This window comes from Litoribrevibacter euphylliae (assembly GCF_042646085.1).
Taxonomy (GTDB): domain Bacteria; phylum Pseudomonadota; class Gammaproteobacteria; order Pseudomonadales; family Litoribrevibacteraceae; genus Litoribrevibacter; species Litoribrevibacter euphylliae.
In genome coordinates this window covers 880415-906361 of the sequence record NZ_JBHRSZ010000004.1, presented here as the reverse complement: position 1 = coordinate 906361, position 25947 = coordinate 880415, and the positions used below count along the sequence as shown (strand labels likewise).

21 protein-coding genes are annotated in these 25947 nt (G+C 44.0%); 11 read left to right on the top strand and 10 right to left on the bottom strand.

The features are described from left to right. Positions 1 to 14 precede the first annotated feature (14 nt). The 7 genes from ACFOEK_RS11635 (at position 15) to ACFOEK_RS11605 (ending at position 7176) form a co-directional block, all read left to right on the top strand. On the top strand, positions 15 to 1826 hold the full coding sequence (locus ACFOEK_RS11635; protein ID WP_386720896.1) for a sensor histidine kinase: 1812 nt from the start codon (positions 15 to 17) through the stop codon (positions 1824 to 1826). Next, a complete protein-coding gene (locus tag ACFOEK_RS11630; protein WP_386720892.1) occupies positions 1807 to 3147 on the top strand; it encodes an HD domain-containing phosphohydrolase in 1341 nt (446 codons plus the stop codon). The genes ACFOEK_RS11635 and ACFOEK_RS11630 overlap by 20 nt, the downstream gene beginning before the upstream one ends. Before the next feature lie 32 nt (positions 3148 to 3179). Next, entirely contained in the window at positions 3180 to 3497 is a 318-nt protein-coding gene (locus ACFOEK_RS11625) for a DUF3301 domain-containing protein (protein WP_386720889.1), read from the top strand. A gap of 71 nt (positions 3498 to 3568) precedes the next feature. Next, positions 3569 to 3790: a DUF3820 family protein gene (locus tag ACFOEK_RS11620; protein WP_386720886.1), complete on the top strand. Its 222-nt coding sequence runs from the start codon at positions 3569 to 3571 to the stop codon at positions 3788 to 3790. A gap of 48 nt (positions 3791 to 3838) precedes the next feature. Next, complete coding sequence (locus ACFOEK_RS11615; protein ID WP_386720884.1) at positions 3839 to 4531, top strand: M48 family metallopeptidase; 693 nt, start codon at positions 3839 to 3841, stop codon at positions 4529 to 4531. 290 nt (positions 4532 to 4821) lie between these two features. Further along, complete coding sequence (locus ACFOEK_RS11610; RefSeq protein WP_386720882.1) at positions 4822 to 6402, top strand: isocitrate lyase; 1581 nt, start codon at positions 4822 to 4824, stop codon at positions 6400 to 6402. A 210-nt stretch (positions 6403 to 6612) separates the two neighbouring features. Further along, positions 6613 to 7176: a hypothetical protein gene (locus ACFOEK_RS11605; protein WP_386720879.1), complete on the top strand. Its 564-nt coding sequence runs from the start codon at positions 6613 to 6615 to the stop codon at positions 7174 to 7176. Between the two features lie 50 nt (positions 7177 to 7226). Here the strand turns inward: ACFOEK_RS11605 and ACFOEK_RS11600 are convergent, their stop codons facing one another. The 5 genes from ACFOEK_RS11600 to ACFOEK_RS11580 form a co-directional block, all read right to left on the bottom strand. Continuing rightward, positions 7227 to 8054, bottom strand: coding sequence for an HDOD domain-containing protein (locus ACFOEK_RS11600; RefSeq protein WP_386720876.1), 828 nt, complete (start codon positions 8052 to 8054; stop codon positions 7227 to 7229). Positions 8055 to 8183: 129 nt separating this feature from the next. Beyond that, a complete protein-coding gene (locus ACFOEK_RS11595; protein WP_386720873.1) occupies positions 8184 to 8837 on the bottom strand; it encodes a YoaK family protein in 654 nt (217 codons plus the stop codon). 27 nt (positions 8838 to 8864) lie between these two features. Further along, positions 8865 to 9416: a GNAT family N-acetyltransferase gene (locus ACFOEK_RS11590; protein WP_386720870.1), complete on the bottom strand. Its 552-nt coding sequence runs from the start codon at positions 9414 to 9416 to the stop codon at positions 8865 to 8867. A gap of 151 nt (positions 9417 to 9567) precedes the next feature. Continuing rightward, positions 9568 to 9978: an oxidoreductase gene (locus tag ACFOEK_RS11585; RefSeq protein ID WP_386720867.1), complete on the bottom strand. Its 411-nt coding sequence runs from the start codon at positions 9976 to 9978 to the stop codon at positions 9568 to 9570. Between the two features lie 108 nt (positions 9979 to 10086). Beyond that, positions 10087 to 10332, bottom strand: coding sequence for a GIY-YIG nuclease family protein (locus tag ACFOEK_RS11580; RefSeq protein ID WP_386720864.1), 246 nt, complete (start codon positions 10330 to 10332; stop codon positions 10087 to 10089). Positions 10333 to 10452: 120 nt separating this feature from the next. Here ACFOEK_RS11580 and ACFOEK_RS11575 point away from each other — a divergent pair, with 120 nt between their 5' ends. Next, on the top strand, positions 10453 to 11466 hold the full coding sequence (locus ACFOEK_RS11575; protein WP_386720862.1) for a nucleoid-associated protein: 1014 nt from the start codon (positions 10453 to 10455) through the stop codon (positions 11464 to 11466). Positions 11467 to 11575: 109 nt separating this feature from the next. Beyond that, positions 11576 to 12898 (top strand): DUF1329 domain-containing protein, encoded by a 1323-nt coding sequence (locus ACFOEK_RS11570; RefSeq protein WP_386720859.1) that lies wholly within the window; start codon positions 11576 to 11578, stop codon positions 12896 to 12898. Between the two features lie 64 nt (positions 12899 to 12962). Here ACFOEK_RS11570 and recD read toward each other — a convergent pair whose 3' ends face one another. The 3 genes from recD to recC are packed head-to-tail and all read right to left on the bottom strand — an operon-like array spanning position 12963 to position 22539. Continuing rightward, complete coding sequence (gene recD, locus ACFOEK_RS11565; protein WP_386720856.1) at positions 12963 to 14981, bottom strand: exodeoxyribonuclease V subunit alpha; 2019 nt, start codon at positions 14979 to 14981, stop codon at positions 12963 to 12965. Beyond that, positions 14981 to 19033, bottom strand: a complete 4053-nt coding sequence (recB, locus tag ACFOEK_RS11560; protein ID WP_386720853.1) for an exodeoxyribonuclease V subunit beta — start codon at positions 19031 to 19033, stop codon at positions 14981 to 14983. Before recB ends, recD begins: the two co-directional genes overlap by 1 nt. Next, positions 19033 to 22539: an exodeoxyribonuclease V subunit gamma gene (gene recC / locus ACFOEK_RS11555; RefSeq protein ID WP_386720850.1), complete on the bottom strand. Its 3507-nt coding sequence runs from the start codon at positions 22537 to 22539 to the stop codon at positions 19033 to 19035. Before recC ends, recB begins: the two co-directional genes overlap by 1 nt. Before the next feature lie 176 nt (positions 22540 to 22715). Here recC and ACFOEK_RS11550 point away from each other — a divergent pair, with 176 nt between their 5' ends. Together ACFOEK_RS11550 and ACFOEK_RS11545 are read left to right on the top strand one after the other, a co-directional pair. Continuing rightward, on the top strand, positions 22716 to 23456 hold the full coding sequence (locus tag ACFOEK_RS11550) for a substrate-binding periplasmic protein (RefSeq protein ID WP_386720847.1): 741 nt from the start codon (positions 22716 to 22718) through the stop codon (positions 23454 to 23456). Positions 23457 to 23787: 331 nt separating this feature from the next. Then, positions 23788 to 24504, top strand: a complete 717-nt coding sequence (locus tag ACFOEK_RS11545) for a hypothetical protein (protein WP_386720845.1) — start codon at positions 23788 to 23790, stop codon at positions 24502 to 24504. On the opposite strand, the gene ACFOEK_RS11540 is transcribed toward ACFOEK_RS11545, so the two are convergent. Together ACFOEK_RS11540 and ACFOEK_RS11535 are read right to left on the bottom strand one after the other, a co-directional pair. After that, positions 24505 to 25008, bottom strand: a complete 504-nt coding sequence (locus ACFOEK_RS11540) for a GNAT family N-acetyltransferase (RefSeq protein WP_386720841.1) — start codon at positions 25006 to 25008, stop codon at positions 24505 to 24507. A gap of 44 nt (positions 25009 to 25052) precedes the next feature. Then, entirely contained in the window at positions 25053 to 25931 is an 879-nt protein-coding gene (locus ACFOEK_RS11535; protein ID WP_386720837.1) for a LysR family transcriptional regulator, read from the bottom strand. Positions 25932 to 25947 lie beyond the last annotated feature (16 nt).

Below are 25947 nucleotides of genomic sequence, written 5' to 3'. Positions count from 1 at the left end.
GGGGATATAAAAACATGAATCGCCAAAAGGCATGCTTAGATCAATCTCTTGTAGAAATATTCGATACCTTCAAAGCGACCTTACCGAACTGTGGCATTGCTTGGTTGTGGGAGCAACCTGAATATACCCCTGATATTTATACAGCCCTATTTGCAGAGAGCCCAGATGAGATTGCCGATATTGCGCCTGAGAACTTATTCCATATTGCAATAGATCTTCATAAAGACAACGAATGGATTGAGGATTCAATTACTCTCGATGCCACTCAATACAAGCTCTATATATTTTCTGTCAGCATTACAGATACAACATCGTCAATTATCACACTTCTGGCACCGCCAGACGGCTCAAAACCTGAGATCAATGAAGAACTTCTCTACATGTTTGCAAAATCCATGGGATTGAAACGCTGCCTCAACCATACTTTGGAAGAAATAGATGACCTTCAGAACCACATGCGTTACCAGGTTGTCTGGTCTGAATGCATCGAATGGACTAAAAACATAATCAGAGAAGATCCAAGCTTGTATTCAGAGTTGTTAACACGTCTGGTCATCATCAGTAACTCTTCTCAAGGCGCTATCCTTGTTCAGGGTAAACCAGAACTTAACGCTTACAAAGGGGGTGAAAAAGAAGAATTAGAAGAGAAATTCACACAATTCAAAACACGAAAAGAGATCGAAGAAATCCGAGGGTATCAAGTTGAAAACAATGAATACAAGATTCTAGCCGCTGATAGAAAAACCCCTTACGATCATGTTCTTGTCGGTCCGGCTCGAAGTGCAGCCAGAAACAGAAATGCTTTGATCATATTATTCAAATCCGCAGATAAAGACCCCTATTCCATCACAGACAGAGCGTATATCGAACAAATCATCTCATCGGTATTCATGGGGCTTGATAAGAACAGTCTAATGCGCGCATTAGCTCGATCAAACAAAGCGCTGAAGCAAGAACGAGAAACACAAAAAGAACTGATTCAACAACTTCAGGAAGCCCAAGAACAGTTGCTGCAATCCGAAAAGTTGGCCTCTATCGGACAACTGGCCGCAGGTGTTGCTCATGAAATCAACAACCCTATTGGCTTTGTAAAAACAAACATCACTGTGCTGGGCTCGTATAGCAAAACTTTACTGGATAAGTTCAAACAAATCAGACAACGATTGGTAAACGAACATGACCAATCCATGCTTGCTTTCTTTGATGAGATTGCAGAAGAAATTGAGTTAGAAGACCTTGAAGAAGATTTGCCTGATCTTTTAGAAGACGCCAATGATGGCATCTCAAGAGTCAGCCACATCGTTCAAGACTTAAAAGATTTCTCCCGTACTGACTCCGGCAACTTTGAACTCTGTGACCTTCACAGCCCCATTAATAAAGCGTTGAATATTGCGCACAACGAGATTAAGTACAAAGTTGAGGTCGAGACCAATTTTGCTGACCTACCGCAAATTGAAATCGTTGCTCCCCAGATAAGTCAGGTTGTGTTGAATTTCGTGGTCAATGCAGCACACGCTATTGAAGAGAAAGGCACTATAACCATTACCACCAAACAGGTTTTAGATGATTTTGTAGAGTTCTCTATTACTGATACCGGGAAAGGTATCGAACAAGAACACCTCAAGAAAATCTTTGACCCATTTTTCACAACCAAACCCATAGGCAAAGGCACAGGATTAGGATTATCTCTCTCTTACGGCATTATCCAGCGCCATCATGGAAACATTCAAGTGACCAGTGAAATAGGTGTAGGAACAACCTTTACTACCATTCTACCTATCAGACAACCAACGGAAGGAGAAATTCATGAACTCTCCTGCGGTTAATCAAGTTAAAACCAAAGCGCAAGAAAATGTTCTTTTTGTTGACGATGAGCCACAGATACTTCGTGCACTAAGGCGCCTGTTTAAGAAAGCAAACTTTGCTTGCTACTTTGCAGAAGGTGGGCCAGAAGCACTTAAGCTCATGGAAGACACTAACATTGACCTCATTGTCTCAGACATGCGAATGCCAGAGATGGACGGCGCAGAGTTCTTGTCTATTGCACGAGAAAAGTATCCTTCGACAAAGAGCATTCTCCTGACAGGGCACTCTGACATTACCTCCACCATCGAGGCCCTCAACAAAGGGGGTATTTATCGTTACATCAGTAAGCCTTGGGAAGATGAAGACCTTAAACGAACCATAGAAGAAGCCTTAAAGGTCAAACGTCTTGAAAGGGAACGAAATCAACTTCTTGTGATTACTCATAAACAAAACAAGAAATTGAAATCTTTTAATTCTGAACTGGAAACACAGGTTCAACAACGCACCCAAGAGCTTAATCATACAATGGAGCTTTTGGATCAATCCTATTCCGAGCTCATCGACAGCTACGACACCTTCATTCGGGTGTTCTCGACCGTCGTTTCCAGCCGCTTTCAAGTAGAGCGACAAAGGCCATCTATGGTCGCTGAACTGGCCGAAGAAATTGCTAAAGACTGCGACTTGCCCAAACATATCTGTAAACAAATATCCTACGCAGGCCTTCTCCACGAACTTGGAAAAATCACCCTACCCGACGAAATTTTGATGGAATGCGAATCCAAATTATCGGACGAACAGCTGAAACAGTATAAAAAATACCCAACCATTGGCTCCTCTATCTTAATGGGCATAAAAGGATTAGATGATTGTTCACGATACATTCTGGAGCATATGGAGGATCTAGACGGCACAGGTTATCCGAATCGTCTCGGGCGTGAAGAAATCAGTTATGGCGCCAAAATCCTGCGTATAGCAAGAGACTTTGTAGGCATTCAGCTCTCTCTTATCTTTGAAGCACCAAGAGATGCCAATGGCTCGTTTGCCTACATCAAAAGCCGTGCAGGCAAGATCTATGAAAGCAAGTTGGTCAATAAACTACACAAGCTGGTTGATAAATATGACCTTTGCAATCTCGCGCCAAACGAATCAGCAATGGAAGTCATGGCATTGCACCCCGGTATGATTGCAGCACGAGACATTGTCAATAACTACGGCATTTTACTGATTACCAAAGGTCGAACCATAACCGAGAAGAACATTGATCAATTAGCCACTATCGAAACAGTTGAAGAATGTAAGCTGCGTATCTTGATCGAAAATAGTAGTATTCCAGAGAAATAACAGTAACCCTAATTCGATCTGTCAGTTTATTTATGTATGACCTTGTAGACCTAGTTGTAATTTTCGCTCTTCTCTTATGCATGCTACTGTGGTGGCAATCCAGAGGTTCTAAAGAAGTCGCCTATCGGGCAGCCAGAAGTTATTGTCACAAAATGGATGTAGAACTTTTGGACCAAGCAATATCACTTCGACGTTACTGGTTTAAAAGAGATGATAACGGCACGTTAAAACCTTGGAGAAGCTATTACTTTGAATTCTCCGTCGATGGTAGCGACCGATATCAAGGACGAGTTATCATGCTCGGCCAACAAATCCAAAAGATTGAGCTAGAGCCTCATCGACTTCATTAATTAGTCGTCAGTGTCTCAATCCGAATACCCCAATCTTTCAAATCATAAACTGTGAAAATGCGTTGCCTTATATGTTTGAAAAAGAACACTTAGTAAAACTAGCCAACCTTAAAATGCCATTTGGGAAATACCAAGGCCGAGCAATCATCGATCTACCAGAGCCTTATTTATTGTGGTTTGCCAAAAAAGGCTTTCCGGAAAATGAACTGGGATTGCTCCTTAACCTAGCGTTAGAAATTAAAGTAAATGGTCAGGAAGGCTTGATCAGACCATTAAAATCAACTTCCAATTAACATTAATAAGTTAAGATAACCAATTGATTTTATTTTATTAGTTAAACAATGAACCTTCCTATCTCTCCTCAAGTAAAGATTACCTTCTCAAAACGTAAGACCATCGGTTTATACGTCAACGGGAAAGGAGTTGAAGTTCGCGCGCCTCACGGAACATCAAAAAGTTACATCCAAGGGTTTATCAACAGTAAACAAGATTGGATCGTGAAAAAGCTCAATGAAGCGCAAGCGAAGCAATCAGAAAAGTATCAATTACGTGATGGCTCGGTGATTCCAATCATCGGAGAAAATAAAACATTAGAGATTACGATGGGTTCACGTAATCAAGTAATTGAAACCAATAACACACTCTTTTTACACGTTTCTCGTCTTGATCAAGCCCGAATCAATAAAGTATTCAGCGATTTCTTGATAGCGAAAGCCAAGCAACTGATCCCTAGTATTGCAAATGAGGTAGCCGAAGCCGCAGGCTTAAAACAGAGACTGAAAGACATAAAGTTTCGCCGAACCAAAACGAAATGGGGTCACTGTACCCACGATGGGCGATTGCAGTTCAATTGGTTAATTATGATGGCGCCCTATAAGATCATTCGCTCACTGGTGATTCATGAAGTTTGCCATCTGGCGCATTTGAATCATTCACAAGCGTTTTGGGATCTTGTGAAAAAACATGACCCTGACTACCTACTGTCCAAGCACTGGCTAAATGTGCATGGCCATAAACTCGCTCTTTTTGAATAAGTTTTTAAGTAGCTCTGAGAGACTAACAACCCCGCTCTTTCCGACAAATAACATCGTTGAAATACCCAAAAAAATCGAGCCTAAACCACTGTTTTATCGACATATCATAAGCACTTCAGACAAACATTCACAAAATAAATACCAAACATAGATATCATTAATTTCAATTATGAAATTTATATTACTAATATACGCACCGTACACAGATTTGAGGTAATGATTCATTTGAATCTTGGTTCTTATAGATCGTTACTTTTATTTATGTAATCCAATTTTTTAAGGATAATTACATGTCAGGTTATCAAGCTGAAGTTCAAGCAGCAGAAGTTGCTAATTCTTTCCCTGGTGTTAGCGCTGAGTCAGCTGCTCGCATGCGCCTTCAAAACAAATTCAAGACTGGTCTAGACGTTGCTAAGTACACTGCTGCAATCATGCGTCGTGACATGGCTGAGTTTGACAAAGACAAAACTAAGTACACTCAGTCTCTAGGCTGCTGGCACGGTTTTGTTGGTCAGCAAAAACTGATCTCTATCAAGAAGCACTTCGGTTCTACTGAACGTCGTTACCTATACCTATCTGGTTGGATGGTTGCTGCTCTACGTTCTGACTTCGGTCCTCTACCTGACCAATCAATGCACGAGAAAACTGCTGTAGCTGGTCTTGTTGAAGAGCTATACACTTTCCTACGTCAAGCTGACGCTCGTGAGCTAGGTGGTCTTTTCCGTGAGCTAGACAAAGCACGTGAAGCTGGCGACGCTGCTAAAGAAGCAGAAGTTATCGCTGCTATCGACAACCACGAAACTCACGTTGTACCTATCGTAGCTGACATCGATGCTGGTTTCGGTAACGCTGAAGCGACTTACCTAATGGCTAAGCAAATGATCGAAGCGGGTGCTTGCTGCCTACAGATCGAAAACCAAGTTGCTGACGAGAAGCAATGTGGTCACCAGGACGGTAAAGTAACTGTTCCTCACGCTGACTTCCACGCGAAAATCCGCGCTCTACGTTATGCATTCCTTGAGCTAGGTGTTGACGACGGTCTAATCGTTGCTCGTACTGACTCTGAAGGTGCTGGTCTAACTAAAGAAATCGCTGTTGTTAAAGAGCCAGGCGACCAAGGCGACGTTTACAACTCTTACCTAGACGTTGAAGAAGTTGACGTAGCTGACATGGCTGAAGGCGATGTTGTAATCAACCGTAACGGTAAGCTTGTTCGTCCTAAGCGTCTACCTTCTGGTCTATATCAGTTCCGTCAAGGTACTGGCCATGAGCGTTGCGTATTTGACTGTATCGAAGCTATCAACGCTGGTGCTGACCTTCTTTGGATCGAAACTGCAGTTCCTACTGTACACGAGATCAAAGGCATGATGGACGAAGTTCGTAAAGTTCACCCAGATGCGAAACTTGTTTATAACAACTCTCCATCTTTCAACTGGACTCTAAACTTCCGTCAGCAAACTTACGATGCATGGGCAGCAGAGGGTAAAGACGTTTCTGCATACGACCGCGCTAACCTAATGTCTGCTGAATACGACGATTCTGAATTGTCTGCAGCTGCTGACGCTCGCATCAAGACTTTCCAAGCTGATACAGCTCGTGAAGCGAACGTATTCCACCATTTGATCACTCTACCGACTTACCACACTACTGCGTTGTCTGTAGACAACCTAGCTAAAGAGTACTTCGGTGAAGCTGGTATGCTTGGTTATGTTGCTGGCGTTCAGCGTAAAGAGATCCGTCAAGGTATCGCTTGCGTTAAGCACCAAAACATGGCTGGTTCTGATCTTGGTGATGACCACAAAGAGTACTACGCTGGTGAGAACGCTCTTAAAGCTGGCGGTGCTAAGAACACTTCTAACCAGTTCTCTTAATAGAGAGTTGTTAGATGACAGACGGGAGACGTTAGACACGTCCCTCGTCAGTTCTAAAAGAGGCGACTTTCGGGTCGCCTTTTTTATTTAAGCTAACATTAAACGTAAGATGTAAGGCGTGAAATGTAAGACGAGAGACGCTTGTAAATCGCCACCCTTTAGGCGTCTGCCCTTTTCCATTACGCGTTTTTGAAACAGAGAGATTTATAGATGTCGAACACCCCTGCCTTTCTTCAAGATGCAAAAGAGTTATTAACCAAAGATGGCTTTACCACTGGTGATGTTTGGTACCACGGTACATCATCTGCATTGCTTGAATCCATCCAAAAGCAAGGCTTGAGTCGTGCTGGTGACAAAGCGATGAAGCACGTTCAGAAAAGCACCCTGGCGACCATTGGTGATTCTATGGCTGAATCCCACGAGCCTATCTGCCTTACTCAGAGTAAAGAACTGGCTTATTTCTGGGCAGCACAAACCGTTCGTGATCGCAGCGTTCGCTTTGAAGGTGAAGAACAACCAGTCGTACTGGAAATAACTTTGCCATCCGATTATCAAGAACTGGTTAAGCCGGATACTGGCTACGCAGGTATGCTGCTGGTCGATGGTGGTGGAAAGTATATGGAGTTAATCAAAGATCTTTACAAAGCGAGCGGTTCCGAGCTCCCGGAAATCGATCCTCTACGCGCAGATAGATCTGTCTATTTAAATACGTTAGGGCTGGCCTACATCGACAAAAACATCCCACCAGAATACATCAAAGAAGTTACAGAGTAATATTGGAACACTAGCCCGCTTAAGCTAATCAGCAAACCTTGCGGGCTTTTTCATTTAATCATATCCGCCAGATCATCATAATCCGGTTCGCTTAGCCCTAACAAATCCAACACCGGCAGCTTAATCTGTTCCCATTCCGACAAATCCGATTTAAGGGTCAACACGCCGCTTTCATCAATGATGCTTTCCGTCATCTTCAACAAAGCTAATAGTATCTGAGTGTCTGGATCCATCGTCGATTCTTCTGCAAAGAACTGATCCGCCATATGGTGATAACGAATCACATCACACACGGTATTATTAAGATGCAATCCTTTAGCAACATAGAAACCAATCGTTGCATGATCACACTTAAATAGTTCATTCTCTACTACGACAAGATTCCGATCATTATGCGATTGAATCAAGTCAAAATAATCTGGATGCTTTTGCCACAAAAACGGCATACCAATGTTATGTAATACACCAACGCACTGCGCTTCTTCTACCAAAGGTATATTTAACTGGCGGGTTAGCTCGGTGATAAAACCTGTCACTTTTTTGCTGGTTTCCCAATAGTCTTCAAATGAGACTGAATGGAATTCATCTTTACGAGCCATGATGAATAAAACAGCATTAATCATGGCAGTAATCTTTTCAGCGCCTAACTCATCAATTGCACTTCTAATGGAAGACCGGTTATGAAGATTCTCTTCCGAGACACTGGACAGTCTTAATACGCTTAAACACAAAGAAGGATCTTCTAACAGAAGGTCAGCCATTAACTCGGTATCAGGGAACGCCTGCCGCAGATCCCCTAATAACTCAGGCTGGACCGGCATAACAAACCCTTTAAGATGACTGACGGCCTCTTTTAATGAATCTGAAGCTGACGACATTCCAATGCTCTACAGTGATTGCACATTCATTCACTATAGACAGTTTTATATGTCTCTCGCTCAAAACCGCGCCTCAAATAGACATTTCTCTTACAGACCTAATCAGAGAGGGACTTATTCAGAAATCCCCTAGATACGCCTACGATAGATCCAATAAACAAAAGACAGCAGACAACATATAATTGCTGGAACTAAAAGTGCCAACACTTGCACCAGAGCAAACACATAAGCACCCAAAGCGCCCCCCGTTATAAACCCAAGCAGAATCAGGAAAAACAACAGCGCCTTTCTACGATCTAATGCCTTACCTCTTGAGACTGCGCCTAACATGATTCCTAAATCCGTTACAATTCCTGTCATATGGGTTGTTCGGATAATAGCGCCGCTGTATTTGGTGGCTAACGCATTTTGTAAACCACACGCGGCCGAGGCAAAGTAGTGACCGATCAAGGACTGCCTGTCCAGGAATAAGAGCGCAGCCATTAACAAGCAAGCTTCAACAAATAGCAACGTATCATAGTGACGCCCTAGCTTTAGAGACGAGCCCGTAAGCAACATACCCGAAAGCGATGCGCCAACAAGAAAAGAAACGACTATTCCGATCAAATGGAAAATATTCGTTGGTGAACTAATTAGTTGCGTACCGATCAAGGTAGCTGTACCAGAAAGATGGGAAACAGCCTGATGCTCAAAATCAAGCAGCCCAACTGCATTAATGAACCCGGCATTTAAAGCAAGAACGAAGGCACCGTATTCCACCCACCGTGGTAGCTTTGCGACCAAAATAACCTCTATAAATAATTAATCGATTCAACCAATCCAAGCTGATTTGGGCAATTCAAACCAATCATACAAAACAGAATCAAGCTGATCTGTGTGTGAATAAACTGCACCTAACTTTTTGGTTGCCATCTGGGAGCGAATATTTGAAGGGTCAATATGAAACCAGACCTTATTCACAAACTGAAATGCATAATCCAGCATCAAGCTTTTAACGGCTTTATTAAAGCGCCCTCCCCAATGGGAGCGAGAAATAAAGGTGTAGCCAATGGCAATTTCTGAAAAATGCGGCTGGTAATAATAGAACCGGGTCGAACCAATGACTCTATTCTGTGCTTTATCCAAGATTACCAATGCAGAATTTGAAGCTAAGGCGTCTTTGAACCAGGCTTCAAATACCTCTTTTTTATAACGATCTTTACTTGGGTGACCTGCCCATAGTAATGGGTCGTTTGCAGCCTCATAGAGCGCGGAGAAATCTAGCTCTTCCAAGGGTCTTAATTTAACAAGTTCATTCTCAAGTGTGGGTCTAAGGTCATTTGTTGATTTAACCTCAAAAGTTGTAATATCCGAAATACTCAAAGGGTCTCTCCATAGACAGCCATTGGGCTATTTAATTACACAGGCTAACCGATATTAATTTGGTCAGAGCTTTAGGAGTATCCACCTTCTTTCAGTGGAGTTCAAATGATGGAGCCAAGGAATTAAAGAGATCAGGTTTTATAGAAGGGGTTTACTGTTTCGATTCTTTTCTTTGGATAAGCAAATCAATATGGCGACCATCTCCAGTTCTTAAAAACTTAAGCAGCTCAGCCTTAGCGCCAGCTCTGCTTAGTCCCTGCTCAACCAAAAAAGCAAGAACCCTATCGAACTTCTGTCTTCGTCGTAAGCCTTTTTCAGAAACATCACGACGATTGCTAAAGACATCCATCAAGGTGCTTCCACATTTACAGTTTCGAAATGCTTCAACCACCACCTCTCCGTCTTCCTCGCTAACTTTTAAGGATTTGTTTGATATGCCAGGCGCTACCGTTTCTTTGAAAAACTCTTCGGAAGAATGATATGTTTTTCCGCACAAAGAACATTTTTTTGGGAAAGAATCCTCAAAAAAAGACTTCAACCCTGCATAAAAATCATCATTCATTGCAGATACGCCCGGTAACCTCTGAAAGTTAACTCATCAATAATGGTAGCTGATTCGCAGGATTTGAGAAGAACACTCAGAGCAGATGATCTCTAAAAACGATTAACGCTATTCGTTCAGCATCAAACGTAATTTAGACGATTTGGGCAACTGCTTAATTTGGTATTCTCGTTTGGAAGCGAGCGATTTATTGTCATACGCCTCTTGATGAACCAGCACAACAGGCCGTCTTGCCCGAGTGTACTTAGCGCCTTTTGGAGATTCATTATGCTCCTTAACCCGGCGATCAAGATCCGTGGTAATCCCCGTATACAAACTATCATCACTGCATCTAACAATATAGACGTACCACATCAAACCGCCTTTTCTTGAATTTCAAAATCTTTTCAATCATTTTTCTGTGACAATAAATGATTGCTGATACAATACCGAAGTTTTTTATTTTCACAATCATACGTTTTCAAAAGGCCCATCATGAGCTTAAAGCATTGCATCATTCACGGCATTCAACGTCCGGTTCCTGGCGCCGATATCCAAACATTTATCAATGAACGTGAAGAAGCAAGCGAAGGCCCCGCAGCCTCTTTATTTGAGCAATATCGCCAAGGCTTTCAACGTAGCGCACTGAAGCAATTTGGCCACTTTGGTTCCGACGTTATGTCTGTTCTACCGGGGCTGGCTCGAGATTTTCATGAAGGTAAATCGTCCTTCATAAAGATGACTCAAACCCTAATGAACCAATTAGCTGACAGCTTGGAAAAATACGAAGACGCCTTCAATGCCAAGCTGTTATTTGCTGTCGATGATCTGATGGAGCAGGACCAGTTCTATATTTTTTGGATCAACCACGTTGAAGCCTTACAGATTAACAAGAGTAATGAACTCCAATACACCGACTACGTTGATCCAGGCAAAGTTACCTTCGCATTCAAGATCAAAATTGAGCAATGGTTAGAAGAAAGCTCCAACCAATACCTCACCATCCTGGGAAGCCGTGGCAACCCTGAATTGAATGAAGTCATGGAAGAATTTGCTGGTTTTACGAAAGGCTTAGACAAGGCAGAGCAAACCGAAGAGTTCTTAAACATCGTTGAAGCTTTTGCTGAAGCCATGCCTGATGAAACAGAAGCCAAAGAATATCGCTCTCAAGTCATGGATTACTGCCTGGAACAAGACAAAACAGGCATGCCCGTTAACGTTAACGAGCTCTCGTTCCATGTAGATCAAAAAGAGCCAACCCGCTTTGCCCAATTCGCACAAGAACGCCAAAGCACCCCGACTGAAGAGATTCACACGGATCGTGCCAGACTAAAACGCTACGTGCGTTTCTCCGGCCGAGATAAGAATTTGACCATCAGTTTCTCTTCAGATCGTTTCGGTGAAGGCATTGTTTATGATTCGGTGAACGATACGCTGATCATTAAAGAAATTCCCAAGTCACTGAAACAACAGTTAGTAAAGCATCAGCTGAAAAGCTCTGAAGAATAATCCAACCGACATTAAGACTCTCTATTATTTTTGCACTTCATTTCGCCTCAACTAATCTGATTTAACGATACCCAAATTTTATGGAATCAGATTGGTTGAGGACGATTCAGTGAAACTACAAAAAAGCGCAATCATTGCACTGAAAATCACGAGCTTTTCATTAGCCGTAAGCCTTGCTCATGCAAATGATCCGGGTTTATTAGGCACTACCTTGACACCGATAGGTGCTGAAAAGTCCGGCAATGCTGAAGGGACTATTCCTGAGTGGTCAGGAGGGCTTCCACAAAAAGATCGAGTGAACGGGAAGTACCCTAATCCCTTTAAAGATGACAACATCTTATTTGCCATCGATGCCAAAAATCTGGATCAGCATGCCTCTCAACTGTCTGAAGGCATGGCTGCAATGCTCAAACGCTACCCCACCCTCAAACTCAATGTGTATCCCACCAATCGATCTGCCTCCTATTCTCAACTGGTTTACGAACGAGCTAAAGCCAACGCCACTACAACAAAGCTTGTGGATGAAGGAAATGGCATTGAAGACTACCAGACGACGGTTCCCTTTCCTTTTCCTAAATCAGGCGTTGAATTGGTTTGGAATCACGTCACGCGCTATCGCGGACAGAGCATGAAACGGGAGGTCGCACAATTTAGCCCGCTGTCTAATGGCACTTATAACCCCATTATTATGGAAGACGACATGATGTTCGTGGATGACCCGAGCACAAATAGTCTGTTCTTCTACAAACAAACGATCCTCTCACCGGCAAGACTCGCCGGAAATGTATTGCTGATTCAAGAAACCATTAATCAAGTGTTAGAACCGCGTAGAGCATGGCTTTACAACGCCGGTCAAAGACGTGTACGCAGAGCGCCACAAGTAGTTTACGACAGCCCTGGAAATGGCTCAGACGGCCAAAGAACCACTGATAATTACGATATGTTTAATGGGTCACCTGATCAGTACGAGTGGACACTTAAAGGCAAAAAGGAAATGTACATTCCTTATAACGCCTACAAACTGAACGAAGACGGCGCAAAATACGCTCAACTTATCCAGGCAGGTCATCTCAACCCAGACTATTTAAGATATGAACTTCATCGGGTTTACGAAGTAGAAGCCACATTAAAGTCAGGCAAACGGAACATTTACAGCAAACGTACGCTGTATTTTGATGAAGATACCTATCAAATTGCCTACGCCGATATGTACGACTCGCAAGGAAACTTATGGCGAGTAGGTGAAGGCCACACCATGAACTTCTACGATCATCAAATCAACTGGTATGCAGTTGAAGCTATCTATGACTTAAGCAACGGTCGCTATTACGCATTTGGTTTATTCAGTGAAAATGAAGGTTATGAATTTAATATCAAAACCTCAGAGAAAGAATACACACCAAATGCCATTCGTCGAAGTGGCGTACGCTAAATCACTGATCAGAGCAGCTAAGGTCCAACTAAATCAAGCCTAAGCTGCTCAATTCATATTAACTTCATATTAATAACAGCTTTTCCTGAAGCCCGCTAAAACGCTGCACTCGTTGCACTACTGCGTCTTTTAAAACATCCGCCGAATACAACAATGTTAACTGCGTCTTAGCCCGTGTCACTGCGGTATACACCAGCTCTCGAGTGAGTACCGGGTTTAAACGATCTGGCAAAATAAAATAAGTATGTTCAAATTCAGAGCCTTGGGATTTGTGAACCGTCATCGCATAAGCCGTTTCATGTTCTGGCATACGGCTTGGCAAGATAGCTTTCAAACCATCAGCACCATCAAAATACACTCGTAGCCGGCCCGCTTCATCTCGCATAACCACACCAATATCACCATTGTAGAGACCCAATGAATGATCATTTCGAGTAACCATCACAGGGCGACCAACGTACCAATCTGAACGAACAATGCCGACTTCAGTTTCCACTTCCCGCTGAATCATTGCGGTCTTTGCCAAACGCTCCTCAATGGCTTGATTTAATCCTCGAACCCCAAACTCGCCTTCTCTCAATGCACATAACAAACGTACGTCTGAAAAGAGATTCAATGCCTCAGAGTAAGATTGCGCTTTAGCCGCATGTATATAAGTGTGATACGCGTTAGCGATCATAAAGAGGAGCTTTGAATAGTGAGCGGCACTGTATTCAATTGCATTTACATCACTGTAGGCTGCATTGATGAGCAGTTTTGTGACGGCCCTGGCATTGCCTTCATTAATCGCTTTGGCTAAGTGTCCGATGCCTGAGTCCGCACCAAAACGACGACTGACCCTCAGCCAAGCCAATGAATCCTGAATACCTGCAAAAGGCGACGCTGGATGAGCCTCAACGGTTGCCCCAGTCAATCGCGTCAATTGCTCCGCCCTCTTAGAACTGTAAGCTCCGAGCATTTGGCATAAATCATTCAATACCGCCCCCGCCTCCACCGACGCTAGCTGATCACGATCACCCAGTAACACTAGGCGCCCGTGGGTCGGCATCGCATCCAGAAGCTTCGCCATCATAGGTAAATCAATCATAGAAGCCTCATCCACGATCAAAATATCCAAATGCAGAGGGTTATTCCGATCGTGTTTGAAGTTAGCATCTAATGGCTTTGGCCCTAATAAGCGATGAAGCGTATTGGCTGATTCAGGAAATAGCGCTTTAAGGTCGTCGCTTAACGGTAATGAGCCTAAGGCATCCCGAATGGACTCCAACATCCTCGCAGCGGCTTTACCGGTTGGCGCAGCCAGCTTGATAACCGGCATACGTACATTAGCATCCTTCCTAGCCACGTTATGATGATATTGAAGAAGCGCTGCCAACAATCGCACTACCGTGTAGGTTTTACCTGTTCCCGGGCCACCGGTAATTACCGACATGGAGGATGTAAGCGCCACCGCAGCCGCTAATTTTTGATAATCATACGAGCCATTTGGATGAGCAGGAAACAGTTGCTCCAGAATCTCAGACAGCAAGACCTCATCAACATCAAGCACACTGTCTTCCTGAGCACCATTATTGATGAAGGTACGAATGATCTCTTCATAATGCCAATACCGATTAAGATACAATCGAGTCGAATGATCTGATGTACTTTTCTCCAACACCAGAGCTTTTGTTGGTTCATAAGCTATGGAGACACATTCTGTTAATTGGGGAACCTCATCCAGATCAAAAGCCAACATAGCTAAGAGCTCGGCATCCAAAGTCTGGTGACGACCATACGTTACGCTTTCATCCTCGAGAAACGGATGAGCCGCCTGATTAATCAAGCGCTCAAGCTGAACACAGACATGCCCTTTTCCCAAGAAAACGCTGACCAGCGCACCATACTTAGCGCAAAGCTCTGATCGCTCATAAACCAATTCTGGTTGAAGCCCTGTTTCTAGCTGTTTGGCCTCTTGGGACCATAAAAAGCGTGCAAATTCGAGATCCAGAGGACGAATTATTTTTTGCTCCACCAGATAAGCCAGTGCAGTTAATACTCTCGACTGTCGCAAATTCGGCGTAGACACTATGACTTGATTCATTAAAACAACTCCCCCTGATCACCAGAGGTCGAAATTCCAGTGTTTTCAAATACATCATCGCCAAACACATCGTCTTCTGAAACAGCCAGCTTCCTTTCATCTGTTAGAATGGGCTTATCTGGATGCTCAACAGCTTGCCCTGAAAACAGCTGATCCAGCGCTTCGATCATGGCCTTCGGCGCTTTGGTAAAGAAGACACCGCTCTCAGAAGCCGTATCGAATGGAGACGACGTCTCTTCATTCCCTGTCACACCGCGCAAGAACACGTAATAAGCACCTCCAATGTGGATGTCGTAGTCATAATCAGATAAGCGTGATTTCAAATACCGATGCAACGCCAAGGTATACAGTTGATATTGAAAGTCATATCGGTGGCCCAACATAGCATCCTGCATAGCGGATTGTGTATAAGCCTCTGCATCAACGCCCAGATAGTTCGATTTCCAATCAAGCACATAGAACTTGCCATTGGCTTCAAAGATCAAGTCAATGAACCCCTTCAGCATGCCTTGAACGTTCGAAAAAGTCAGACCTTGCTGCGCCCTCGCCGTCAAACGATCCTGCTGAATGATTCGATTAACACTTTGACAATCCAACTCAGTGAATGGAATCAAAAACTCCATTTCTACCAACCGTTGCTCTGATGCTGTATTCATTAATATCGGAAGATCAAAATCCGTAGATCCCGCGTCATCGCCTTGCTGAAGAGGCTTGGCCAGCACATTTATGATCATGCTATGAAGCACATCAACCCAACGCTCGATCACCTTGTTTTTGAGCTCGTCGGCTTCTTGTTCTGTCTTACCCAGCAATCGGTAGCTAGGCAGTTCCCTCTCGACCAACTGATGAGACAGGGGTGAAACCGTTAACAATTCTTGGATAGTCTCTCGCGTTTCTTCACTTTCACATTCCTGAAATTCAATGCTTTCAAACAACAAATGCAGAAAAGTTCCAGCTTCTGCACCTTTTGGAAAGTGATGAATATCGTAGGCAAAAGTCACATCTTCAGGTTGATAAAGAGGTTCAAGGTGTTCTTGATGAAGATCAGGCAAGTTAGCATCTTCACCTTTAGTTTCAACCGAAGCATCGTAATCGGACGACAAAGCACTGTTCGCACCTTCTTGATCGTCAGCCATCGTGGGTAAGGTAATGGCCACATGATGATTCTCTGACACCAATCGCGAATAACTTGTCACCCACCAGTTGTAATCAATTCGTGAGTTGAACTGATTGGCACTTAACTCAGGTATCGCTTTTTCGGGAGGTTCATACTCCGTGTAAGTAAGATTTGGCAGAGATCGTCTAATGGTGGAATGCTCACTTTGAAGCGAAAGCCACTGCTGGATAACGTCTTCCAGCATGTCAGGTGTCACGGCTTTTCCCTGTCCAACCAGCCATCCTAGCCCTGTCTCTGACATGTATTTAGGACAGATCTTAGGATCAGGTTTAGTCTTTGTCCCAGCCATCAAACCTGGCAGCCCGAGATAACAGGCGTAGATAGATCGTGTAAGAGTTACATACAACAAACGGATGTCTTCAGCGATCCGCTCTTTTGCAACTTCCGCTTTGTGCTGGTCAGTCACGTCCACCAAGGAATTACCTTCATCATCGTGCGTAATGGAAACGCCTTGGCGGTTATTCGGCCAGAAGTAACTTACGAAAGGTGCAAACACCACATCGTATTCCAATCCCTTGGATTTGTGATACGTCACCACCTTAACCAGATTGTCCTCAGACTCTAAGCGCAACTGCTGTTCTTGCGAATTTTGATTCGGCTGTTGAATTCGCTCTTCCAACCAAGACACTAAGGCATATTGGCTTTCTACGGATTTACTTTGATTCTGTAAAAGCTCGCATAGATGAAGCAAATCGGTTAAGCGACGCTCACCGTTCACTTGTGTACTAAGGTGAAGGGCTACTTGCTGCTCCAACATAAGTTGATGAAACGCAGGTAGTACGCCTTGCGTCAACCACACCTGATGAAACTGCTTGAACTGCATAACCAGTTGTTCCCAGATTAACTCATCTTCATTTAGACGATTTAACTGGCTGACACGCCAACCAAACAGATCGCTGCCAATTGCGGCTTTTACCAAGCTTTCACTTTCGGGCATCAAGGCTGCTTTTAGCACTCGAAGCAATACCTTGGCTTCTTGTTGCTCAAAAACACTACTACGATCCGAAGAATATACACTGGCGATCCCACGTTCCGCCAAAGCCGAACGAATACGCTGCGCTTGACCAAAGTTTCGTACAAGAATGGCAATGCTTGATGGGGCCAGTACCTTTTCGCCCATTTCAGAATTAAGCGTCAATGTCTTCTGATCGGAAAGCGTTAATAAACGAGCCACTTCATTAGCCGTTGCCTCCGTCATCATTGACAAGTAGTCCGAATCCTTAGGCAGCAGTTCGTTGGTATCCGGTTGCCATAAACACAAGGCAGGCTGAATATCACCACTGATTGACCAGTGCATATGCTTGGCTTTCGAGCTCGAATTTACCGGATCGAATGGAATGTCCTGATCATAGATAAACGCCGATTCAGCGCAATCAAACATCTGATTCACTGAGGCAACCATAGCTGCCGACGAACGCCAGTTGGTATCCAGCGTATAGTGATCAGCGACGTTCTTACGCGCCTTCATATAGGTAAAAATATCACCGCCTCGGAACGCATAAATTGCCTGTTTCGGGTCACCAATCATAAACAAGCCAACGTCCTCTCTGTCACCCTTTGATGAACTATGCCGACGGCCATAAATGCGAGAGAAGATTTGGTACTGGCTTTGATCGGTGTCTTGGAATTCGTCCACCATGGCCACAGGAAATTGCTGCCTTAACTTTTGAGCAAATGCAAAGCCTGTCTTGGCATCAACAACGTTAGTGGTATTCTCGTTGGTTAACCCCTCTGAGGACAGCGCCCGTGCCATAGTACTGATTTGATCATCAAAGGTCAGTAAGCCACGTTGAGACTTCTGTCGTTTATAGATCTCACGACAAACCTTAATCGCATGTTGTTTTAAAGCAGGCTTAAGCTCAGGAGGTTGATCCACAAAGCTCTGGATAGATTCAGCTAAGTTCCAATCAACAGTTAATGCCCCTTTTGCCTTGGCTTCCAGCTTACTCTTACCAAAGTGCTCCAACTCCTTAGGAATCAGATACCCGCAAGTTGGCTCACTAGCCCAGCGTTCAACCGATGCGGCCCATTTCGCAACATTGTTCTTAGAAAATGAACGACCATCCAATTGCTTCGCCTGTACATCGGCAAGAATTGAAGAATGGAGCTCTGCCAGACCAACACCTAGCGTCTGTTTAAACGTATCTATTTGTTGAAGATACGTTTGATGAGCGATTTCTATGTCATCAATGGAATAATCTTGTAAAAAGCTGAGCGGTGTATCAGAGAGCAAATAGCCGATCTCATTCAGTAACTCGTCAGGCGTCGACCAACATTCCAACACAACTTTAATCAAGGCTTTCGGCAACGGATAAAACTGCTGACGCCAATAGTCCTTTACGGCTTGATACTTGAGTTCACGGTCATCGTCACACATTTGAACGTTGAACAAGTTACCGGATTCAAACGCATGTTGCTGAAGCATTCGGATACAGAAACCATGAATAGTGAAGATTGCGGCCTCATCCATCTGACGCTCAGCATAACGCAAAGTGGTGATCGCATCTTTTGTGTCAGCAACCTCCTGAATCAACGTCTTTAGTGCAGGGTCACCGGAAACCACCTGATCGTCCAAATACTGCTCAAAGGCTTTACGAGCTTCCTTAATACGCTTGCGGATACGGTCTTTCAACTCCTGGGTCGCGGCTTCAGTAAAGGTCACCACCAGAATTTCATCCACTAACAGCTTTCTGGAAAACGCCGTTGGTATTTCATCGTTTGTATGAGGTACGTCATCAGAGGAAGGAACGCCATGACCTAATAACAACCGCAGATACAAGCTGGTAATGGTGTAAGTCTTACCTGTGCCTGCAGATGCCTCAATTAAGCGCTCGCCATACAGAGGAAACGTCATGGGATTCAATGAAATCGCCATTACTCATCTCCCTCAATAAATGAAACCAAGCGACTGTGCATCGGCTGATAGACACGTTCGATTAACCTAATAAGTTCATCAATATATTCATCTGAAATCTCAGACCAGCAACGACCCATATACTCATCCTCTTCGAGCGCCTGAGTCACCAAGTCTTCCAGCATTTGCTTTGCAATTTGCTCATCCGATTTAGGTTTATCTAATTCATTCAAATAGCTTTGCGCTACTTCTACGTTGAATAACAACGGCGCGTGCATACCTTGCCACCAGCACTCGGTGAGATCCGTTAACAAGGCTTTCGCTTGATCAGAGTCAACGGGTAAGAAACCGAGATGCTCAATCTGTTTTTTCTTGGCATCTAACCCGACAAAGCTCGAAGGTTTCGAAACACCTTGAGAACATGCAGCTAAGTGACTGATCCATAATGAAAATAAATCCTTACTACGAAGCTGACCGACGCGATAACTGAGAAACGAAACGCCGGTGTAATTTGCTAACCAGGATTCCAATTGAATCGTTTTATGGTCAACAACTACCGAGAGGCTAACTTCAACAGCACGCTCTTTATCCACCTTGGGTAGAGTTTTTAGATACTCAGTCAACTGGCTTACCAAGCCATAACTGTCCTCGAGTTCAAGCTCACCAAAACCAAGCGTGGGTAACGATCCTTCTGCTTGATAGTGTTTCAATACGGTCTGAACATCACCCACATCGAAGGACTGATCCTCCACACTCCATTCAGCCAGTTGATCTTTCAATTGATACTTCTGAAGGCCATTCAATGAAAAACGTTCATCTTCTTCGATCGGATCGCCTGTTCCTAGCAGATACACTTTCAAACGCTTATGGAAAAAATACCGAACAGGCGAGGACCAAAACTGCTTGAGTTCATTCAAATCCAATACGCCTGAAAAATCGAACGACGGTAACGCAGCATCCAAGAAAGTCGTATCCCAGGAAACCGGCTCCAGAGAAGTCTTAGCCAAGGAATGAGAAAAACTGCCATGTTGCGTTAACTTTGCAATATCCAACCATTGACGGGCGTAGCTTAAAGGCTTGGTGTCGTTTAAACGCTCTGGGTTTGTAAATTGCGCTGGACTGTATGGCGTTAAAGAGTGCTCATGAGTCAGATGGGCCAGTAAAGTAGCCACCTGTTGATCCTCATCAGCGTCTTCTGAGCCCATCATTACAAAGCCTTCGGAGCAATAATCCATGAGTTCCGAAATAAGAATCGAAGGAATAATCTCCGCATTATCCCGAATCGAGCGCCCGGTATAACTGAGGTACAAGTATTTCTCTGCAGAGAGCACCGCTTCCAGGAACAAATAACGATCATCATCTCGACGGGAACGATCACCGTATTCAAATCGCCCGTGCATAAGATCAAACCCAAGCGGCGGCTGTTGCCGAGGGTAGGCATTGCCATCCATGCCTAACAAACACACGACCTTAAACGGTACGGATCGCATCGGCATCAAGGTACAAAAATTCAACTGCCCTGCCAGAAAGCGTTGACTGATTCGCTCCTGAATCAGCTTTTCCGACATCACTTCCAGAATCACTTCAGACGTCAGCTCTAGCACATGCCCCTGTTGGTTGCTCTGAACATCAAGCAACCCGGCTTCTTCGATCTGGCCATACCAATGGCCGATAACACCAGCAATTTGCTGAAGCTGTCGTTGATCATCCTCATCATTGGCCTTAAAGAAGTTGATCCGAATATCTTCAAGTAAATGCCGCCACTGAGGGACAGACAACCTGGTTATCTTGTCTTGAGCATGAATACTCTGATCGCCAGCCTGTTCATCTATTAGCTGATGTCTTAGTTCAATCAGTTGTTGAACTAAATACGCCAGTTTTCCAGCCAATTCCGCATTCAAGCCCTGAATCTGGTCATAAGGTAAAACGCCGTCTGTCACTCCGAGTTCATCAGACATAGCATAACCGGAGAGCATTCGCTCCAGACCAAACAACCAAGTGTTTTGCTTCATCGACGGTAAATCAAAGGACATGGCCGTGAATTCATCCAAGCCCCAGCGAATGCCCGCTTGCTGGATCCAATGAGTAATCAAGTCCAGATCATCTTCAGCAAAACCAAACTTGGCCATCACCGCCGGGACTTGAATAAAAGACAACAACTCTGTGCTAGTAAAACGATGTTGATGAACACCCAGCAACCAAATGTAAGCCTGAATGATCGAGTGATAGTGATTAGAACTCAAATCCGAAATAGAAAATGGAATCCGCTGGTTTTCTGGCTGCGAAGAAAATACCGCATGAATGTAAGGGCTGTAGGCATCAATGTCCGATACCATCACTACCACATCACGAGGTTGAATAGAGGCATCCTTTGAAAACACATCCAGAAGATAATCATGAAGCACTTCAACTTCACGCATTGAGCTATGACATACGTTCAGGGAAATCGAGTCATCTTTAACCGAGATGCAGCGTTTTTGCTCCGCCTTAGCCATGCAATAGGCATCATTAAGAGTCAGCATATCTCGCTTGATAAAAGACAGCAGACGTTCGTTTTCTGGCACTACAAAAGCTTCTACTTCCGAAGCTGATTGATCAGATAACAAGCGCTGCATGTCCCGCCCGACTTTACCCCACGACGCTAGCAGGGAGTTTCCGACAGCACCTTCGATGTAAGACTCGACATCGCTTTTCAAACGGGCTTTCTGCTCACCGGAATAAAAATCCTGACGCTGCTTTAAGGCCATCCGAGAAAGGTACTTCTGATCGAGAATATCCCCCCAGTAGAACTGACATGGATTAAACAACATGAAGTGCACATCAATATGCTGGCCTAACGCTTCCAGCACTTGCAAGTAGCGCGGAGGCAACGCAGAAATACCAAAGATGAAAATACGTTTTAATTGCCTGATCGTTTTCGGACACGCACCCGCGCGCAATCGATTAATGCAATCATCATACAAATTGGCTCGGTGATATTTGGAAGCCCCTGACACCAATGTATGCTCCGACAGAGCCCTCCACAAAATGGCTTGCCATTGATCTTCGCCTTGTAACTCTTCAACGAATTGCCCTACTTCCCATTGATTAATCCAGTGTGGCCGATACATCAAATACTGGTCAAAAATGTCCGCTATTCGAGCCGATAATTGATAGAGCTTTACCTGACGATCATCGTTCTTTAAATAAGTGTCTAACTCTGAAAATGAGGCGTCGGATAAATGCTCAGGAATAATCTCCAACAAGCGCCAGGTCATCTGATCCTTACTAAAAGCACTACGCTGTGGAACGTCGTCTAATACGTCCTTAAAGATATTCCAAACAAAGGTTGCCGGTAGAGGAAAATCGATGTTTGCTGCAATCCCAAAGTGATCGGCAATTTGTAACTTCAACCACTGCGACATGCCAGGGCTTTGAACTAGCACCGTTTCTTTATCAAAGGCACCCGACAAAGGTTGTCGAGCCATCAGTTCAACCACCAAGGTTTTTAAGACATGAACATCGTTAGAATGGTAAACGGTAAACAAAGGGCTTCCTTGGCTGTGTCAGGCAATTAAAACATCAATCAAACATTATCCTACATGAGTCATTATTTGTATTGAATTTCTTTAAAACCAAGAATACAAAGATCAATAGGTTTGCTGTCCAATTCCCCATTTATTGACTACAACTTATAGTTATCAAATACAAAGAGGACGGTTGTATGTTACGTAGTTTGGCATTGGCTGGTTTAGTGTTTTCCAGCGTTGCAGCACAGAGTCAGGAAATTACACTCGCAAATGGTGAGTGGGCGCCCTATCTATCAGAAGAACTAAAACACGCGGGTTACATGTCGCACATTGTTTCCGAAGCTTTTAAAGAAGAAGGGATAACCGTTAAATATGTATTTCTGCCCTGGAAACGAGGCTATGAAGATGCAAAAGAAGGTAAATACGAAGGCACTTTGATTTGGGGATACAACGAAGATCGGGCTCAACACTTCCACTACTCGGAACCTGTTGCAGAATTAGGAACATCACTGTTCTATCAAACAAGCAATAGTTTTGACTGGTCAAAGCCCGAAGATCTCGCTAAATATAAGATTGGCGGCGTGATTGGTTACGCCTACGGCATTGAAGAACTGGAAAAACAAGGTGTGGTAAAGGTTGATCGTATTGGTAAGGACGTCAACAACTACAAAAAATTAGTCGCAGGTCGTTTGGATATCGTTCTCGAAGATACTGAAGTTGGTCATGAAACCATTGCTAAACTCGGCATGACTGACAAAATCACAGCACACCCTAAAACACTGAAGTCCAGAAAATACTCCGTCATCTTTTCTAAAAAGACAGCCAACGGTCAACAACTGATGGAAGCCTTCAATCGAGGCCTCGCAAAAATCAAAGCCGACGGCCGATATCAGCAATTCCTTGAAGCCTCACGTCGTGGTGAGTATAAGAAATAGCGCTCTACCTGAGACTTACAACCGCTTCATCATCCACACATCACAGCCGCCATGGATGGTTCCATCCAGCGGTTGTGATAGAAATCCAACCTTCGTGTAAGGTTGAACTTTTACCGAACCTATCCTCCTTACACATATATTACCTTCCACATTCAACACCTCTCACCTAAAGAGTATTTCCCTACGCTATCACCTCTAAAAAAGACCAAAGATTTCAACAAATCAATAAAAGACAAATTTTTAAGATTCCCTTATAGACAAATCAATCAATAGCAATAATACTCGCGCCGCCGAAACAAACTAACTATTAAAAACAAAGGATTACATAGCTATGTTGAGAATAGCCTTACTTACACTGGTGGTTTCAGTACTTACAGCATGTGGCGGTGGCGGAGGTGGTGGCGGCGGAAGCACCCCCAGCCTTGGTGGTAGCGAAAACAATAACAAAAGCGCCGCTGGAATTTGGGATAACCAAGATCAGGGAGCTGACTATCTCCTTGCCGCATTAATTGATGAACGTTCTCATGCCATGTTCTATGTCATAAATGCACCTTTAATGCTTCAATGCCCGCTTACTATTGATGGAACTAAATTTTCATGCGAACCAACACCCGATTACAGTGTTACGGGTACCATTACCGAAAAAGAGCGCCTAACAGTAACCATTAAATATCAAGGAAATACGCAGTATAACCTTGAAGTCCTTTACAATGAGCTCTCTGATGACAAAATTTCCTTAAGTGATTTTTATAGTACATGGCAAAGTATCCTAGGAGCTTACACTGAAACAATTACCATTGATAACGACGGATATTTTACTGGGTCTGATACAGATGGATGCATTATCAGCGGAAACATTGACTACAATAGTCCAAAAGTAAACGTACAATCTTTTTTATTACGTTATAGAAATTGTGACAGAGAGGGTTTTTACTATGGCAAAGGGGTATATATAGAAAATCTTAACTCTCCATCAGGCCCAGCAGCATGGCGAATATTTGCATCTAGCTCCGAATATATTCTAGACGCGTATTATATAGAACAATAACTATAGCTTCCTCATCATCCACACATCACAGCCGCCATGGATGGTTCCATCCAGCGGTTGTGATAAGTGTTCAAAGCCCATTTTTTCATACAACGCGATTGCCGCTGTCATTGATTTCAGCGTATCCAAGTAACAGCGTAAGAAGCCTTGTGCTTTGGCAAATTCCAAACATCGTTCAGTCAGTTGCCTTCCTAACCCCAGGCCCCTGCCCTCGGGCAAAATAAACAGTTTTCTTAACTCACAAATATCTTGCTGGTCGTCACGTGTTGAAAAAGGTGCAATCCCTCCACCACCAACGATTTTGCCATCGACTTCCGCAACGAAGTAGGCGCTACGCTTTTCTTGGCTGTAGTGCTGACTCATGGCCTGAACTTCATCATCGGATGGGCCAAACCCCTCACCTATGGCACCAAACTCACGGCCGACTTGCTGAATCACCGAACACATAATGGCGTCATCTTCCGGTTGGACCAGCCTAATTGTGGCTTGTATGCTTTGGGTCATTTTTCTTTATCCTTCCCGTCTAGGTCTTTAAGAAATCTAAGACATTAGACAATGGTTTCTTCGGCCATGAAATCAATTAATGCACGGATCAGCGGGGTTTCTCCACCACTGCTTAACCATACGGCAGATATCTGAATGGGTTCAACACGCCATTCCGGGAAGAGTTCGACCAATGTTCCGGATTCAAGGAGCCGGGATATTAAAAACGTTGGCGGGGTTGCAATGCCTACACCTTGAATACAAAACTCAGTCAGCAGGTCGACGGTATTTACATCTATTTGGCTGTCATACTGAATTACCAGCTGTTGATCACCTTTACTAATGGTACGACTCTTCTTCATCATGGATAAACCCACCCAGGGGCACTGAGCCAGATGCTCAACCGTGGGTAGTTCACCGTATGCATCCAGAAAGTCTGCACTGCAAACAAGGCTTCTCGGAATCTCACCCAAAGATCGTGATTTCATACCACTATCAGCAAGACTGCCCAAACGTAGGGCCAAATCCACGTGATCTTGCAACAAATCAACTCGTTGATCAGTTGCCACTATGTTGAGATGTACTTTAGGGTGCATCGCGGAAAACTCACTCAACCGTTTAACCAAACCAGAGCGAGACAACAATAGGGGAATGGAGATCGTCAGATTCCCCATCAGGCTGCCCTTCTCCATCAACAAATTGAAACCAGTTTCAGCGCTTTCCAACATGGCTTGCGCATGCTGATAAAGCAACGCCCCTTGATCAGTTAGCCGTAACGCCCGTGTTGTTCGGTACAACAAGGTGGTACCTAGCTTCGTTTCCAAGGACGTAACATGATGGCTTACTACGGAGGGAGAAAGCCCAAAGTGAGAAGCGGCTGCACGAAAAGACCCTTGCTTCACGGTTTCAGCAAAAATCGCCAAGGCTTTTAAATCATCAATCATTGTATTATTAAATCGA